13 protein-coding genes are annotated in these 14,167 nt (G+C 69.8%); 10 read left to right on the forward strand and 3 right to left on the reverse strand.

Features of this window, described 5'->3' with window-relative positions; genetic code table 11:
- Nucleotides 1–214 precede the first annotated feature (214 nt).
- Entirely contained in the window at nt 215–1,111 is an 897-nt protein-coding gene (locus MB828_RS33470) for a hypothetical protein (protein WP_301651536.1), read from the forward strand.
- 46 nt (nt 1,112–1,157) lie between these two features.
- On the opposite strand, the gene MB828_RS33475 is transcribed toward MB828_RS33470, so the two are convergent.
- Nucleotides 1,158–1,892 (reverse strand): helix-turn-helix domain-containing protein, encoded by a 735-nt coding sequence (locus tag MB828_RS33475; RefSeq protein ID WP_301651462.1) that lies wholly within the window; start codon nt 1,890–1,892, stop codon nt 1,158–1,160.
- Nucleotides 1,893–2,125: 233 nt separating this feature from the next.
- Between MB828_RS33475 and MB828_RS33480 the strand changes: the two genes are divergently transcribed.
- Together MB828_RS33480 and MB828_RS33485 are read left to right on the forward strand one after the other, a co-directional pair.
- Entirely contained in the window at nt 2,126–2,797 is a 672-nt protein-coding gene (locus MB828_RS33480; RefSeq protein ID WP_301651463.1) for a DUF4097 family beta strand repeat-containing protein, read from the forward strand.
- 123 nt (nt 2,798–2,920) lie between these two features.
- Nucleotides 2,921–4,009, forward strand: coding sequence for a glutamate--cysteine ligase 2 (locus tag MB828_RS33485; protein WP_301651464.1), 1,089 nt, complete (start codon nt 2,921–2,923; stop codon nt 4,007–4,009).
- 37 nt (nt 4,010–4,046) lie between these two features.
- Here the strand turns inward: MB828_RS33485 and MB828_RS33490 are convergent, their stop codons facing one another.
- Nucleotides 4,047–4,280: a DUF6480 family protein gene (locus MB828_RS33490; protein ID WP_133025635.1), complete on the reverse strand. Its 234-nt coding sequence runs from the start codon at nt 4,278–4,280 to the stop codon at nt 4,047–4,049.
- 140 nt (nt 4,281–4,420) lie between these two features.
- Nucleotides 4,421–5,083, reverse strand: a complete 663-nt coding sequence (locus MB828_RS33495; protein WP_301651465.1) for a class I SAM-dependent DNA methyltransferase — start codon at nt 5,081–5,083, stop codon at nt 4,421–4,423.
- A gap of 261 nt (nt 5,084–5,344) precedes the next feature.
- Here MB828_RS33495 and MB828_RS33500 point away from each other — a divergent pair, with 261 nt between their 5' ends.
- The 7 genes from MB828_RS33500 (at nt 5,345) to MB828_RS33530 (ending at nt 14,165) form a co-directional block, all read left to right on the forward strand.
- Complete coding sequence (locus MB828_RS33500) at nt 5,345–6,562, forward strand: M20 family metallopeptidase (protein ID WP_301651466.1); 1,218 nt, start codon at nt 5,345–5,347, stop codon at nt 6,560–6,562.
- Nucleotides 6,563–6,907: 345 nt separating this feature from the next.
- The gene (locus MB828_RS33505; RefSeq protein ID WP_301651537.1) at nt 6,908–7,939 is read left to right on the forward strand and encodes a BMP family lipoprotein; all 1,032 of its coding nucleotides are present in this window, start codon (nt 6,908–6,910) and stop codon (nt 7,937–7,939) included.
- 244 nt (nt 7,940–8,183) lie between these two features.
- Nucleotides 8,184–9,230, forward strand: a complete 1,047-nt coding sequence (locus MB828_RS33510; RefSeq protein ID WP_133025631.1) for a BMP family lipoprotein — start codon at nt 8,184–8,186, stop codon at nt 9,228–9,230.
- 459 nt (nt 9,231–9,689) lie between these two features.
- On the forward strand, nt 9,690–11,390 hold the full coding sequence (locus MB828_RS33515) for an ABC transporter ATP-binding protein (RefSeq protein ID WP_343236225.1): 1,701 nt from the start codon (nt 9,690–9,692) through the stop codon (nt 11,388–11,390).
- Entirely contained in the window at nt 11,387–12,508 is a 1,122-nt protein-coding gene (locus tag MB828_RS33520; protein ID WP_046729801.1) for an ABC transporter permease, read from the forward strand. Before MB828_RS33515 ends, MB828_RS33520 begins: the two co-directional genes overlap by 4 nt.
- Nucleotides 12,508–13,770, forward strand: coding sequence for an ABC transporter permease (locus MB828_RS33525; RefSeq protein ID WP_301651467.1), 1,263 nt, complete (start codon nt 12,508–12,510; stop codon nt 13,768–13,770). The genes MB828_RS33520 and MB828_RS33525 overlap by 1 nt, the downstream gene beginning before the upstream one ends.
- Entirely contained in the window at nt 13,767–14,165 is a 399-nt protein-coding gene (locus tag MB828_RS33530) for a cytidine deaminase (RefSeq protein WP_133025627.1), read from the forward strand. Before MB828_RS33525 ends, MB828_RS33530 begins: the two co-directional genes overlap by 4 nt.
- Nucleotides 14,166–14,167 lie beyond the last annotated feature (2 nt).

A 14,167-nucleotide genomic window follows, 5' to 3' on the forward strand; every position in this document is an offset into this window, starting at 1 on the left:
GAGAACGCCCACGGCCGGGTCCTTCGAGTCGCGCACGAACATGCAGGCGGGTGAGCCGGCCACTTCCACGCAGTCACCGCCCTCGCCTCCGCCGGAGCACGACGACCAGGGTCCGGCGTCCCCGGAGGGCGTCGTGTGGATCGGGGCATGGGACGCGGATCCCGTGTCTCCGAAGCCACCGGGATCGTTGGTGGTGTGAGTAGGGGGTGGCGTGATGGTGGGGTCGTCGCACGAGGCGATGCACCGGATCTTCCAGAAGGATCCGGGGCTGCTGACGCATGCGTTGCAGCGGGTTCTCGGGGTGGCGTTCCCTGAGCCCCGGGAGATCGCCGCGATGAACGTGGACCTGACGGAGATCGAACCGGTCGAGCGGCGGGTGGACACGTTACTGCGTGCGGAGACGGACGCGGGGACGTATCTCCTGGTCGTCGAATCGCAGGGGAAACCGGACGAGAGGAAACGCGGCAGCTGGCCCTACTACCTGTCGTATCTCTACGAGAAGTACCGGTGTGAGCCGGTGCTGATCGTGATCACCCAGAGCAGGACGACGGCGAAGTGGGCGTCGCGGCCGATCAAGCTCGGCTTTCCCGGGTGGGAGTCGCTGATCGTACGACCGCTGGTGCTGGGACCGGACAACGTGCCGGTGATCGCGGACGCCCGGGAGGCCGAACGGGACGTACCCCTTGCGGTGCTTTCGGCGATGACGCACGGACGGGGCCCGCAGGCCGCGGCCATACTGGAGTCACTCGCAGCCGCCTTGAAGACCATTGACCGCGACAGCGCCGCGGTGTTCGTGCAGTTCGTCGACTCGTGCCTGGTCGATCCCCGGGCGAAGCAGATGTGGAGGGACCTGATGACGGCGATCCAGTACTTCTGGCGGCACCCGCTGGCGGAGCAGGTGCGCGAGGAGGGACGTGAGGAAGGCCGCGAGGAAGGCCGCGTCGAGGCCAAAGCCGAGATGCTTCTCCACATTCTGGAGTGGCGGGGAATCCCGGTGAGCGACGCCGTCCGAGAGCGCGTGAGCACGTGTGCGGACCTGGGCCAGCTGGAAGTCTGGGCCCAGCGGGCCGTGCGCGTCACGGATGCCGCGGAGCTGTTCGCCGGAGAGTGAGCGTGGGGGGCGCCCGCTTCCGGGCCGGTGACTTCCTCGGTCGAGGTCAGTTGTCCGGGGCCGGGTCGGGCGGGGTGGGTTTCGTGTAGAGGATGTCGCGGGCCTGTTCTGCGGCGCGGGTCATGCTCTCGGCCACGAAGTCGACGAAGCGGGCGATGTTCTCCAGGCGGGCGGCGGCCGGGGTGTCGGGCCCGAGGACGCCGACGCCCTGCCGTGCGGTCTCGGCGAGCAGGGTGTTGGACCGGGCGGCGGCGATCATGCCCGTGTACCAGACGTCGTCGTCCACGACGTAGCGTTCGCGGCGGCCCTCGTCGCGTTCCCGGCGGATCAGGCCCTGGGTCGCGAGGAACGAGGTCGCCTTGGAGACGGTCGCCGGGCTGACCTCCAGGCGCTGGACCAGTTCCGACGCGGTCGAGCTGCCCGAGTCCGTGGTGTAGAGGCAGGTCAGCACCCGGGACATCATCCTGGGCAGGCCCTGCTGCATGAGCAGGGTGGTGAACGCCTCCTCGTACTCGCGCACGACCTCGGTGTCGCGTCCGTCGGCCGCCGCCTTCGGGGCCCGGGGGGCGGTCGTCGGCCGACGGCGGTGCGCGCGGTGTTCGGTGGCGCGGTGAGCCAGGTCGGCGCGGTAGCCGGTGGGACCGCCGTTGCGCATGACCTCGCGGGTGACGGTCGAGGTCGGACGGTCGAGCCGGCGGGCGATCTCCGCGTAGGCGAGGCCGTCGCCCAGCCCCAGTGCGATCTGCTGACGTTCCTGCTGGGTGAGTCTGCCTCCCGGCATGGGGCCTGCCTCCCTCGTGGTGCGTGACGCCCCAGCATAGCGTTCATTGTTGATTCATTGCAACGCGGCAAAGGGTGTTCGTTGCGTTAGATTCAAGCTCGTTGCAATGAAATCTCGGCTTTGAGCTGGGAATATTGAGTTGGAGTGCAACTTGGTTGTTGCTGGAAACGTAAACGCAACGTAGCGTTTGTGTCATCGGAAACAGCGAGTCCAACCCGTCCAAGGAGCACACGATGCAGAAGTTCGACACCCCCGCCCCCGTCTCCGCCGTCCTGGACATTCCCGCGGGGCAGATCCGGTTCATCGCCGCGGACCGTGCCGACACCACGGTCGAGGTCCGGCCCGCGGACGCCGGCAGGAGCCGGGACGTGAAGGCGGCCGAGCGGATCCAGGTCTCCTGGGCCGACGGTGTCCTGCGGATCGAGGCCCCGGCGGCCGGAAGCCGGATCCTCGGCGACTCCGGATCCGTCGAGGTGACCGTCCAGCTGCCCGCCGGCTCCCGCGTCGAGGCGAAGGCCGCGCTCGCCGAACTCCGTGGCGTGGGACGGCTCGGCGACGTCACCTTCGAGGCCGCGCAGGCCACGGTCAAACTCGACGAGACCGGTGCCGCCCGGCTCACCCTCCAGGCCGGTGACATCCAGGTCGGCCGGCTGGGCGGCGCCGCGGAGATCAGCACCCTGAAGGGTGACATCAGCATCGCCGAGGCCGTCCGCGGCACCGTCACGCTGAACACCCAGCACGGTGACATCGCGGTCGGCGCGGCCCGCGGGGTCTCCGCCACCCTGGACGCCGGCACCGCCTACGGCCGGATCGACAACGCCCTCAGGAACGCCGACGGCGCCGACGCCGGCCTGAACATCGCCGCCACCACCTCCTACGGCGACATCACCGCCCGCAGCCTGTGACCGCCCCGCCCGCTCCCGGCCGTCCCGCGCACCCTCAGGTGTCGCGGGCGCCGGCCTGGGAAGTCGGGGGTTACGAAAAATCTGCCGCGCCCGGTCGCGGCACGGACGGAGGGGCTGAGGGGCGTGCGTACCGTCGGTGTGGAGGAAGAGCTGCTGCTCGTCGACCCGGAGAGCGGCGAGCCGACGGCACTGGCCGCGGCGGTGCTGGCGCGGGCCTCGCTGGCCGATCCCGGGCAGGACGTGTTCGAGAAGGAGCTCTACGGCCAGATGCTGGAGTTCGCCACCCATCCGCAGTCGGACATGGCGGACCTCGGGGAGGAGATCGTCCGGTGCCGCAAGGAGGCCGCCCGGCTGGCCGGGGAACTCGGCAGCTCGGTCGCCGCCCTCGCCACCTCACCGCTTCCGGTCAGCCCCTCCGTCAGCGTCAGCCGGCGCTACCAGTGGATGGCCGAGCAGTACGGCATCTCCACCCGCGAGCAGTTGGTGTGCGGGTGCCATGTGCACGTCTCCGTGGAGTCGGACGAGGAAGGGGTGGCGGTACTGGACCGGCTGCGGCCGTGGCTGCCGGTGCTCGTCGCGATCAGCGCCAACTCGCCCTTCTGGCAGGGCAGCGACACCGGGCACGCCAGCTACCGCAGCCGGGTGTGGATGCGCTGGCCGTCCGCCGGGCCGACGGAGCTGTTCGGCTCCCCGGCGCGCTACCACCGCCTGGTCCAGGACATGGTCGACACCGGCGTCATCCTGGACGAGGGGATGGTCTACTTCGACGCCCGGCTGGCCCAGCGCTATCCGACCGTGGAGATCCGGGTCTCCGACGTCTGCCTGCGGGCCGAGACGGCCGTCCTCGTGGCCACGCTCGCCCGGGCGCTGGTGGAGACCGCGGCGCGGGAGTGGCGGGCCGGGCAGGAGCCGGTCGGCCACGGCGTGAGCCTGGTACGGCTCGCCGCCTGGCGGGCCGCCCGCTCCGGGCTCGGCGGGGAACTGCTCGACCCCGTCACCCTGCGGCCCCGGCCGGCCCGGGAAGTGGTGGGCACGCTGCTGGAGCATCTCGGGGACGCCCTCACCGACACCGGTGATCTTCCCGCCGTCCGGGAGGGCGTCGACCGGCTGCTGCGGCACGGCAACGGCGCCGACGAGCAGCGCGGGCTGCTGGAGCGCACCGGCAGCCTGCGGGAGGTCGTCACCGAGTGCGCGCGCCGCACCCAGGCCTGAGCCGGCGCCCCCGGGCCCCGGGCCGGCACCCCGCCGGTCAAAGGATCAGGACCAGGGCGTAGACCAGGAAGAAGGCCGCGACGAGTGCGACGAGCAGCAGGATCAGGGTCAGCGGAGCCTTGGCCCAGCCCTTGGTCGGATTGTGTGTCTCCTGGGGCCCCGCCCCTGGCAGGCTGCTCTCGGCGGGCGGGGTCTCGCCGGGCGGGACACCGCCTCCGGGCTCCAGCCCGGTCGTACGCTCGGGCTCCGGATCTGGGTTCACGTAACTCATGCCCCCCGAGTCCCCCGACCGGCCCGGATCATCGGCCGGAAATCCCATTTCGGCCGATTCGTCCACTCCGGCCGCCACTCCGGCCGCCCCGGCTGCGTCGGCGCCCCGGCTGCTCCCGCGCCTCTGCCGCCCCGCCTGCTTCACATCTGCTTCGGCTTCCGGGCCAGGACGAACGCCCGTGGCCACGTCTCCCCTTCCACCGGTTCGCGGATCAGGGTCGCCGCCACGTCCAGGCCCGCCGTCACGAGCATGTCGCCCACCGCGTACGCGGGGCGCCAGTGGTACCGGAGGTCGATCTCGTGGCCGAAGCGTTCCGTGAGGTGCAGTCCGGGCTGCTCGCCCTTCTGGAAGGCCAGCAGGACATGGCCGCCGGGGACCAGGACGCGATGGAAGCCGGCGAACGTCGCCGGGAGGTGGGCGTCGGGGATGTGGATGATCGAGTAGAGGGCGAGGATGCCGCCCAGGGTCCCGTCCGGCAGGTCCAGGGAGGTCATCGAGCCCCGGTGGAAGCGGACTCCGGGGTGGGCCTCGCGGGCCAGCGTGACCATCGCGGGCGAGAGGTCGATGCCGAAGGCCGGCACGCCCAGGCCGTTCACGTGGGCGGTGATGTCGCCGGGGCCGCTGCCCAGGTCGGCCACCGGCGCGGTGCCGTTCGCCTTCACCAGCTCGGCGAACGCGCCAATCATGGACATGTCCACGGGGCGGTCCGGGAGGCCGGGGTAGGCGGCGGAGTAGTCCTTGGCGATCGCGTCGTAGGACGTACGGGTGGTCTCTATGAAGTCGGGGGTGTCCGAGTCCGTCACGGTCGCGCACGCTACCGGGCGGGCGGGGCCCCGCGTGGGCAAGTCGAAGGACCGGTCCGGTCCCGTTTCGATCCGTGGACAGAACCGGCGTGATCGTAGCCGAACGTGGTATGCGTGGAAGAGGAAACATACGTGTTACCCAGCCACGTCCGAGGTCATACCTTCCCGGTCAGATTTTCTTCCCCTAAGGGGCTGAACTTTTGTTGATCTCGGGTCAGTTGACCCTTCGGGCGTCCTACCCTTCAGAGGGTGAACCAATTGATGTCCCTAGAGTCCGAGGCCGATTCCCCCGGGGACGTGCTGCCCGGCGTGCTCAGCGAGGAGCTGTACGCCGAACTCGTCGCCTTCCGCCGCGACCTGCACATGCACCCCGAGCTAGGCAACCAGGAGTTCCGCACCACGGCCGCGATCAAGGAGCGGCTGGAGAAGGCCGGGCTCCGACCGCGGGTCCTCGCGTCGGGGACCGGGCTCCTCTGTGACATCGGACCGGTCGGGGACGGGCTGCCGGTGCTCGCCATGCGCGCCGACATCGACGCGCTGCCCATCCCGGACATGAAGACGGAGTCCCCGTACCGGTCCACCGTGCCGGACCGGGCGCACGCCTGTGGGCATGACGTGCATACGACAGTGGTGCTGGGCGCCGGTCTGGTCCTCGCCGACCTGCACCGGCAGGGGCGGCTGCCGCGGCCCGTGCGGCTGCTCTTCCAGCCCGCCGAGGAGGTGCTGCCCGGCGGTGCCGCCGACGCCATCCAGGAGGGGGTGCTGGACGGGGTGGGGCGGATCATCGCCGTGCACTGCGACCCCCGGGTGGACGCGGGGCGGATCGGTCTCAGGACCGGCCCCATCACCAGCGCCTGCGACCGGATCGAGGTGGCGCTGGACGGCCCCGGCGGGCACACCGCACGGCCGCACCTGACCACCGACCTGGTCACCGCCGCCGCCCGGGTCGCCGTCGACGTGCCGGCGCTCATCGGGCGGCGCGTGGACACCCGCAGCGGCCTCGCCGTCACCTGGGGGCGGATCGAGTGCGGGCACGCGCCCAACGTCATCCCGCAGCATGCCGAGCTGTCCGGGACCGTGCGCTGCCTGGACCTGGAGGCCTGGCGGCAGGCGCCGGACGTGGTGTACGCCGCCGTCGAGGAGGTCGCCACGCTGCACCGGGCCAAGTCCGAGATCAACTACGTGCGCGGGGTGCCGCCGGTCGTCAACGACCCGGTGATCACCGAACTGCTGCGGGACGCGATGATCGCCCGCAGCGGCTCCGACTCCATCGAGACGACCGAGCAGAGCCTCGGCGGCGAGGACTTCTCCTGGTACCTGGAGCACGTGCCGGGCGCGCTGGCGCGGCTCGGGGTGCGGACCCCGGGCGAGCGGACCGTGCGCGATCTGCACCAGGGTGACTTCGACGCGGACGAGCGGGCCATCACCGTCGGCGTGGAGCTGTTCACTGCCGCGGCCCTGATCGACGCGACCAGGTAGTCGTATCGACGGGAGTCGTATCAGCTGGCGGGAGAAACGGTCACCTTGCCGTCGGTCCCGACACCGGTTCACCGCAGGGGGCGAAGAGGTGCCCGATCGGCACCTCTTCGCCCCCTTGTGTCACCCCGTCGTAACCGGTGGTCCCTCCTTGTAACCCGGAGTCGGCACGGTTCGATAACGGCCCGGAGAAACCCCGTTCCCCTCCGCTTCTACGCGCGTTACTGTGCGCCGAAATCGCCACCGCAGGTGGCCGGTTGGCAAGCGGGCCGGTGACGGTGCCGTGGGGACGAAGGGGTACGTGCTGTGCGTTCTGTCTCTCGGAGGACCAGGTTCTCCAAAGCCGCGGTGACCGTCGCCGTCATCGCCCTCGCGGCCGCCGGGTGCGGCAAGTCCAGCCAGGACAGCGGTGACACCTCCGCCACCTCGTCCGGCAAGTACAGCGGCAAGGGCATAGGCCTCGCGTACGACATCGGCGGCAAGGGCGACCAGTCCTTCAACGACGCCGCCTACGCGGGCTTCCAGAAGGCCGAGAAGGAGTTCGGCATCAGCGGCCGGGACATCGAGCCGCAGGACGGCGAGTCCGACGCCGACAAGGTGCAGCGCCTCGACACGCTGGCCAGGGCCGGTTACAACCCGATCATCGGGGTCGGCTACTCCTACGCGCCCGCGGTCAAGGAGGTCGCGGGCAAGTACCCCAAGATCACCTTCGGCATCATCGACGACAACGAGGTGACGGCGAGCAACGTCGTCGACATGGTCTTCGCGGCCGAGCAGTCGTCGTACCTCGCGGGTGTCGCCGCGGCGTCCGCCACCAAGAAGAACCACATCGGCTTCATCGGCGGTGTCGACGTACCGCTCATCCACACCTTCGAGGCGGGCTTCGACCAGGGCGCCAAGTCCGTCAACCCGAAGATCAAGATCGAGTCGCAGTACCTGACCCAGACGGCCCAGGAGGGCGGCTTCTCCAGCCCCGACAAGGGCAAGGCCGCGGCGCAGGGCCAGATCGACGCAGGCGCCGACGTCATCTACCACGCGGCCGGTCTCTCCGGCCAGGGCGTGATCGAGGCGGCCGCCACCGCCAAGGTCTGGGCCATCGGCGTCGACTCCGACCAGTACAGCCAGAGCGCGCTCGCCAAGTACAAGGACTACATCCTGGGCTCCGCCCTGAAGAACGTCGGCGGCGCGGTCTACGACCTCGTGAAGTCCGTCTACCAGGGCAAGCCGGAGACCGGTGTCGTCGAGGGCACCCTCAAGACCGGCGGCGTCGGCTTCGCCGACACCAACCCGAAGTACAAGGCCCTGACCAAGGTCGTCGCGGCCGTCGACAAGGCCAAGCAGGAGATCATCGACGGCAAGGTGACCGTCGCCACGAAGTGACGCCGTCCGCCGGACCGGCCGGGTGACCGGCCCTACCCACGGGTAAGGCCGCCCGCGCGCCGTTGCAGTCCGTACGCCCCTTGCCTCCCGCAAGGGGCGTACTGCTGTGCGTAACCTTGGCCGTGAGTGTGGCCACAGCTAGATAACGGACCGGACATTGGGGGTTTTCCGTCTGGTCTACGCGCGTTACGCTGCGGCGGAACCAGCGCTCGGTTTGGGCGCTTGCACAAAGGAGTCAAGTTCCATGCGCCGGGTGTCCCGTATCGCGGTTGCGGGCGTTGCAACCGCAGCCCTTGCCGCCACTGTTTCCGCCTGTGGCAGCTCTTCCACCTCGTCCTCCGCCAGCAAGGGCAAGGACCTCGGTCTGGCCCTCGCCTACGACGTCGGCGGCAAGGGCGACCAGTCCTTCAATGACGCCGCGACCTCCGGCATGGACAAGGCCGACCAGCAGTACGGCTACAAGTCCACCGCCGTCGAGCCGCAGGACGGTGAGTCGGACGCGGACAAGGCCCAGCGTCTGGAGACCCTGGCCAAGGCCGGCTACAACCCGGTGATCGGCGTCGGCTACTCGTACGCGCCGGCCGTCAAGGAGGTCGCGGAGAAGTTCCCGAAGGTCACCTTCGGCATCATCGACGACAGCACCATCAAGGCCGACAACGTCGCCGACCTCGTCTTCCACGAGGAGCAGGCGTCCTACCTGGCCGGTGTCGCCGCCGCCAAGGCCACCAAGACCAACACCGTCGGCTTCGTCGGCGGTGTGGACGTGCCGCTGATCCACAAGTTCGAGGCGGGCTTCGAGCAGGGCGTCACGGACACCAAGAAGGGCGTCAAGGTCAAGTCGCAGTACCTGACCGAGACCGCGGCCGAGGGCGGCTTCTCCAGCCCGGACAAGGGCAAGACCGCCGCGGACGGCCAGATCGACGCCGGTGCCGACGTCGTCTACGCCGCCGCCGGTCTGTCCGGCCAGGGTGTCATCCAGTCCGCCGCCGCGCACAAGGTGTGGGCGATCGGCGTCGACTCGGACCAGTACAAGCAGGACGCGCTGGCCAAGTACAAGGACTACATCCTCACCTCGGCCATGAAGGACGTCGCCGGCGCGGTGTACAACCTGGCCAAGTCCGTCCACGACGGCAAGCCGGAGACCGGTGAGATCCGTGCCAGCCTGGCCACCGGCGGTGTGAGCCTCGCCGACTCCAACCCGGCCTTCAAGAACAACGCCGACATCCAGGCCGCGCTCAAGAAGGCCGAGGCCGGCATCAAGGACGGCTCGATCGTGGTCAAGACCTCCTGACCCAGCGGTCATGGTCTCGGGACCTGCCTTTCGGACCAGCCCGGTAACGCGGGCCCTGGCACGCGCATCTGCGGCGTTGTCGTCGGTCGCCGACGCTCCGCGTCGACTCCCTCCTCCGCCTTGCAGCTGCACGCACCAGACCCCGCTCGGGTCGGCCGAGAGCCACAGTCTCTCTCGGGCGACCTGATCCGAAAGGCAGGTCCCGCCGTAAGCATGGCCAAAAGAACGCTGTAATGGCAGCGTTACGGCCACGGAACGGGGTGCGGGCAGGATCTTCCTCCCGTGCCCCTGCCGTAGATCCGGCATCACAGGACGATCTACGGCGGGGAACGCATCCCGTTCGCGCGGCAGAATGCTCGGAACGGATCGAGAGTCAAAAAAGCTCGGTCAGGTCCGGGCACTATTTAAAGCAGGGGCGCTACGCGCGTAGAGCGGCCCCTTTCCCTAGGAGAGTGCGCCATCGACGCGTCCAGCAGCCCTCCGCTCACCGCAGAGACGACAGCCGCGGTCGAGCTGGCGGGGATCACCAAGCGATTCCCGGGTGTCGTAGCGAACCACGACATCCACCTGTCCGTCCGCAAGGGCACCGTCCATGCCCTCGTCGGGGAGAACGGGGCCGGCAAGTCCACCCTGATGAAGATCCTCTACGGCATGCAGAAGCCGGACGAGGGCACCATCGCGGTCGACGGCGAGCAGGTCACGTTCTCGTCCCCGGCCGACGCCATCGCGCGCGGCATCGGCATGGTCCACCAGCACTTCATGCTGGCCGACAACCTGACCGTCCTCGAGAACGTCGTGCTCGGCAGCGAGAAGCTGTACGGCATCGGCGGCAACGCCCGGAAGAAGATCCGCGAGATCTCCGACCGGTACGGCCTCGGCATCCGCCCGGACGTCCTGGTCGAGGACCTCGGTGTCGCCGACCGGCAGCGCGTGGAGATCCTCAAGGTCCTCTACCGCGGCGCCAAGACCCTGATCCTCGACGAGCCCACCGCCGTCCTGGTCCCGCAGGAGGTCGACGCGCTCTTCGACAACCTGCGCGAGCTGAAGTCCGAGGGCCTGTCGGTCATCTTCATCTCCCACAAGCTGGGCGAGGTGCTGTCCGTCGCCGACGACATCACCGTCATCCGGCGCGGTACGACGGTGGGCACGGCGATCCCGTCGAAGACCACCCCGCGCCAGCTCGCCGAGCTGATGGTCGGCAGCGAACTGCCCACCCCGGAGACCGCCGAGTCCACGGTCACCGACCAGGCCGTCATCACGGTGCGGAACCTCACCGTCCACGCCGGCGGCGGCATCGCCTCCCTCGGCGAGGTCGGCGCCCAGCCCGAGACCGCGACCGTCGGCTCGGCCGGCGCCACCGCGGGCGCCGACGTGCTCACCGAGGCCACCACCCCCGGCGCCGCCAAGCGCGTCCTGGACGACGTCTCCTTCACCATCCACGCCGGTGAGGTCATGGGCATCGCCGGCGTCGAGGGCAACGGCCAGACCGAGCTGATCGACGCGCTCATCGGCACCCGGCACGCCGACTCCGGCGCGATCGAGTTCCTCGGCGAGGACATCACCGGCTGGGCCACCCGCAAGCGCCGCGAGTCCGGCGTCGGCTACATCCCCGAGGACCGGCACCGCCAGGGTCTGCTCCTGGAGTCCCCGCTCTGGGAGAACCGCATCCTCGGCCACGTCACCGAGAAGCCCAACGCGCGGGGCTTCTGGCTGGACATCAAGGGCGCCCAGGCCGACACCCGCCGGATCGTCGAGGAGTACGACGTCCGCACCCCCGGCATCGACGTCACCGCCGCCTCCCTCTCCGGCGGCAACCAGCAGAAGCTGATCGTCGGCCGCGAGATGAGCCACAGCCCGAAGTTCCTGATCGCCGCCCACCCCACCCGCGGTGTGGACGTCGGCGCGCAGGCGCAGATCTGGGACCGCATCCGGGACGCCCGCCGCGAGGGCCTGGCCGTGCTGCTGATCTCCGCCGACCTCGACGAGCTGATCGGCCTGTCGGACACCCTGCGAGTGATCTACGACGGAAAGCTGGTCGCGGACGCCGACCCGGCCACCATCACGCCCGAGGAACTGGGCTCGGCCATGACAGGTGCCGCCACCGGCCACCTGGAGCATCACGATTCCGACGGTGTGTCCGGGGAGGACCAGGACCGATGAAGAAGTTCGACAAGGAGCGGGTGCTCCTCGCGGTGGCCGGCCCGGTCATCGCGCTCGTCCTGGCGATCGCGCTGACGTCGATCGTGCTGCTGGCCTCGAACCGCAACCCGTTCGAGCCGTACGTGCTGATGCTCCAGCAGCTGCCGTACTCGGACATCCAGGTCCTGATCATCAACCAGGCGGCGATGTACTACATCGCGGCCATCGCGGTCGCCCTCGGCTTCCGGATGAACCTGTTCAACATCGGCGTCGACGGCCAGTACCGGCTCGCCGCCGTGATGACGGCCGTGGTCGGCGCCAACATCGGCCTGCCCGCCGCGCTGCAGATCCCGATGCTGCTCCTGGTCGCCATGTTCACCGGCGCCTTCTGGGCCGGTATCGCGGGCGTCCTCAAGGTCACCCGCGGAGTCAGCGAGGTCGTCGCCACGATCATGCTGAACGCCATCGCCACCAGCCTCATCGGCTACATCACCCTCTCGAACGTGTGGGGCGTCCAGGTCGGCAACAACATGACGACCGGCGTGATGAAGAAGTCCGGCTGGTTCCCCGGCATCGACCTGGGCTCCGACGTCGGCGAGATCTACGGCATGGTCTTCGTCGCCATCGCCCTCGGCATCGCCTACTGGGTGGTCCTCAACCGCACCCGCTTCGGCTTCGACCTGCGCGCCACCGGCGCCTCCGAGTCGGCCGCCGCGGCCTCCGGCGTCGACGCCAAGCGCATGGTCCTGGTCTCCATGCTGATCTCCGGCGCGGTCTCCGGCCTCGCGGGTCTTCCGCTGCTGCTCGGCGACTCGCACACCTACAGCCTGGACTTCCCGGCCGGCCTCGGCTTCACCGCCATCGGCATCGCCCTGCTCGGCCGGAACAACCCCGGCGGCATCGCCTTCGCCGCCCTCCTGTGGGCCTTCCTCGACAAGGCCTCGCCCGCCCTCGACTACGCCACCCCGGTGGCGTACGAGAAGGAGATCGCCACGATCATGCAGGGCCTGATCGTCTTCTCCGTCGTCATCTCCTACGAAGCCGTACGCCAGTGGGGCCTGCGCCGCCAGCAGCGCCAGGTCGGCGCGGAGCTCGCCGCGGCCGCCGCCCAGAACACCAAGAAGGAGGTGGCGGCCTGATGTCCACCGCGACCATCGCCAAGCCGCAGGCGAAGCAGCCCGGCAAGGGCGGCCGCCGAATGTCGCTCCCGGTACTCCTGCTGGTCATCGCGGGCGTACTGGTCCTCACCTCGGCCGTGCGCCTCATCACCGGCGCCGAGGGCATCACCTCGACCGGCCAGATGTCCACCGCGCTGCGCCTCGCCGTCCCGATCGGCCTCGCCGGCCTCGGCGGTCTGTGGGCCGAGCGCGCGGGCGTCGTCAACATCGGCCTCGAAGGCATGATGATCCTCGGCACCTGGTTCGGCGCCTGGGCCGGCTACCAGTGGGGCCCCTGGGTCGGCGTCGTCTTCGGCATCCTCGGCGGCGCGCTCGGCGCCCTGCTGCACGCCGTCGCCACCGTCACCTTCAACGTCAACCACATCGTCTCCGGTGTGGCCCTGAACATCCTCGCCCTGGGCGCCACCCGCTACCTCTCGAAGTTCACCTTCGAGAACGCGGAGGGCGGCTCCTCCAAGCAGTCCCCGCCGATCGACTCACTGGGCACCTTCAGCGTCCCCGGCCTGTCGGACTGGCTGAACACGCTCAACGGGAAGCATTGGTTCCTGGTCTCCGACATCGCTGGCCTGGTCGGCGGTCTGCTGACCGACCTGTCCCCGCTGACGGTCGTCGCGGTCGCCCTGGTCCCGGTCACCTGGTGGGTCCTGTGGCGCACGGCCTTCGGCCTCCGCCTCCGGTCCTGCGGCGAGAACCCGGTCGCGGCCGAGTCCCTCGGCGTCAACGTCTACAAGTACAAGTACATCGCGGTGATCATCAGCGGTGGCTTCGCGGGTCTGGGCGGCGCGTTCCTCTCCATCGTCGCCTCGAACGTCTACCTGGACGGCCAGACGGCCGGCCGCGGTTACATCGGTCTTGCGGCGATGATCTTCGGCAACTGGATGCCGGGCGGCCTCGCCCTCGGCGCCGGCCTGTTCGGCTACACCGACAGCCTCAACCTGCGCGGCGGCACGGTGAACGTCCACGCGCTGATCCTGCTGATCGCCACCCTGCTGGTGGCCGGCGCGGCCTACCAGGCCTGGCGCAGGAAGTACGTCCCCGCCGTCATCACGATCGTCGTCTCGGTCCTGATGTTCGTCTGGTACGCCTCCACCAACGAGGTCCCGCGGCAGCTCGTGACCGCGACCCCGTACCTCGTGACCCTGCTGGTCCTCTCGCTGTCCGCGCAGTCCCTGCGGATGCCGAAGGCGGACGGCCTGCCGTACCGGAAGGGACAGGGCAAGTGACCACCGCCGCCTTCGACTGGGAACCCCTGCGGGCCGAGGCGCGGGAGGCCATGTCCCACGCCTACGCCCCGTACTCCGGCTTCCCGGTCGGGGTCGCGGCCCTGGTGGACGACGGCCGTACGGTCTCCGGCTGCAACGTGGAGAACGCGTCGTACGGCCTGGGGCTGTGCGCGGAGTGCGGCCTCGTCTCCGAGCTCCAGCGCACCGGCGGCGGCCGGCTCACCCACTTCACGTGCGTGGACGGCACGGGCGGGCTCCTGGTCCCGTGCGGCCGCTGCCGCCAGCTGCTCTACGAGTTCGGCGGCCCGGACCTCCTCCTGGACACCCCTCAGGGCGTCCTGCCCCTCTCCGAGATGCTGCCCCAGGCCTTCGGCCCGGCCCACCTCACCAAGTAATC

The organism is Streptomyces arenae (genome assembly GCF_022343545.1).
Classification (GTDB): Bacteria; Actinomycetota; Actinomycetes; order Streptomycetales; family Streptomycetaceae; genus Streptomyces; species Streptomyces humi.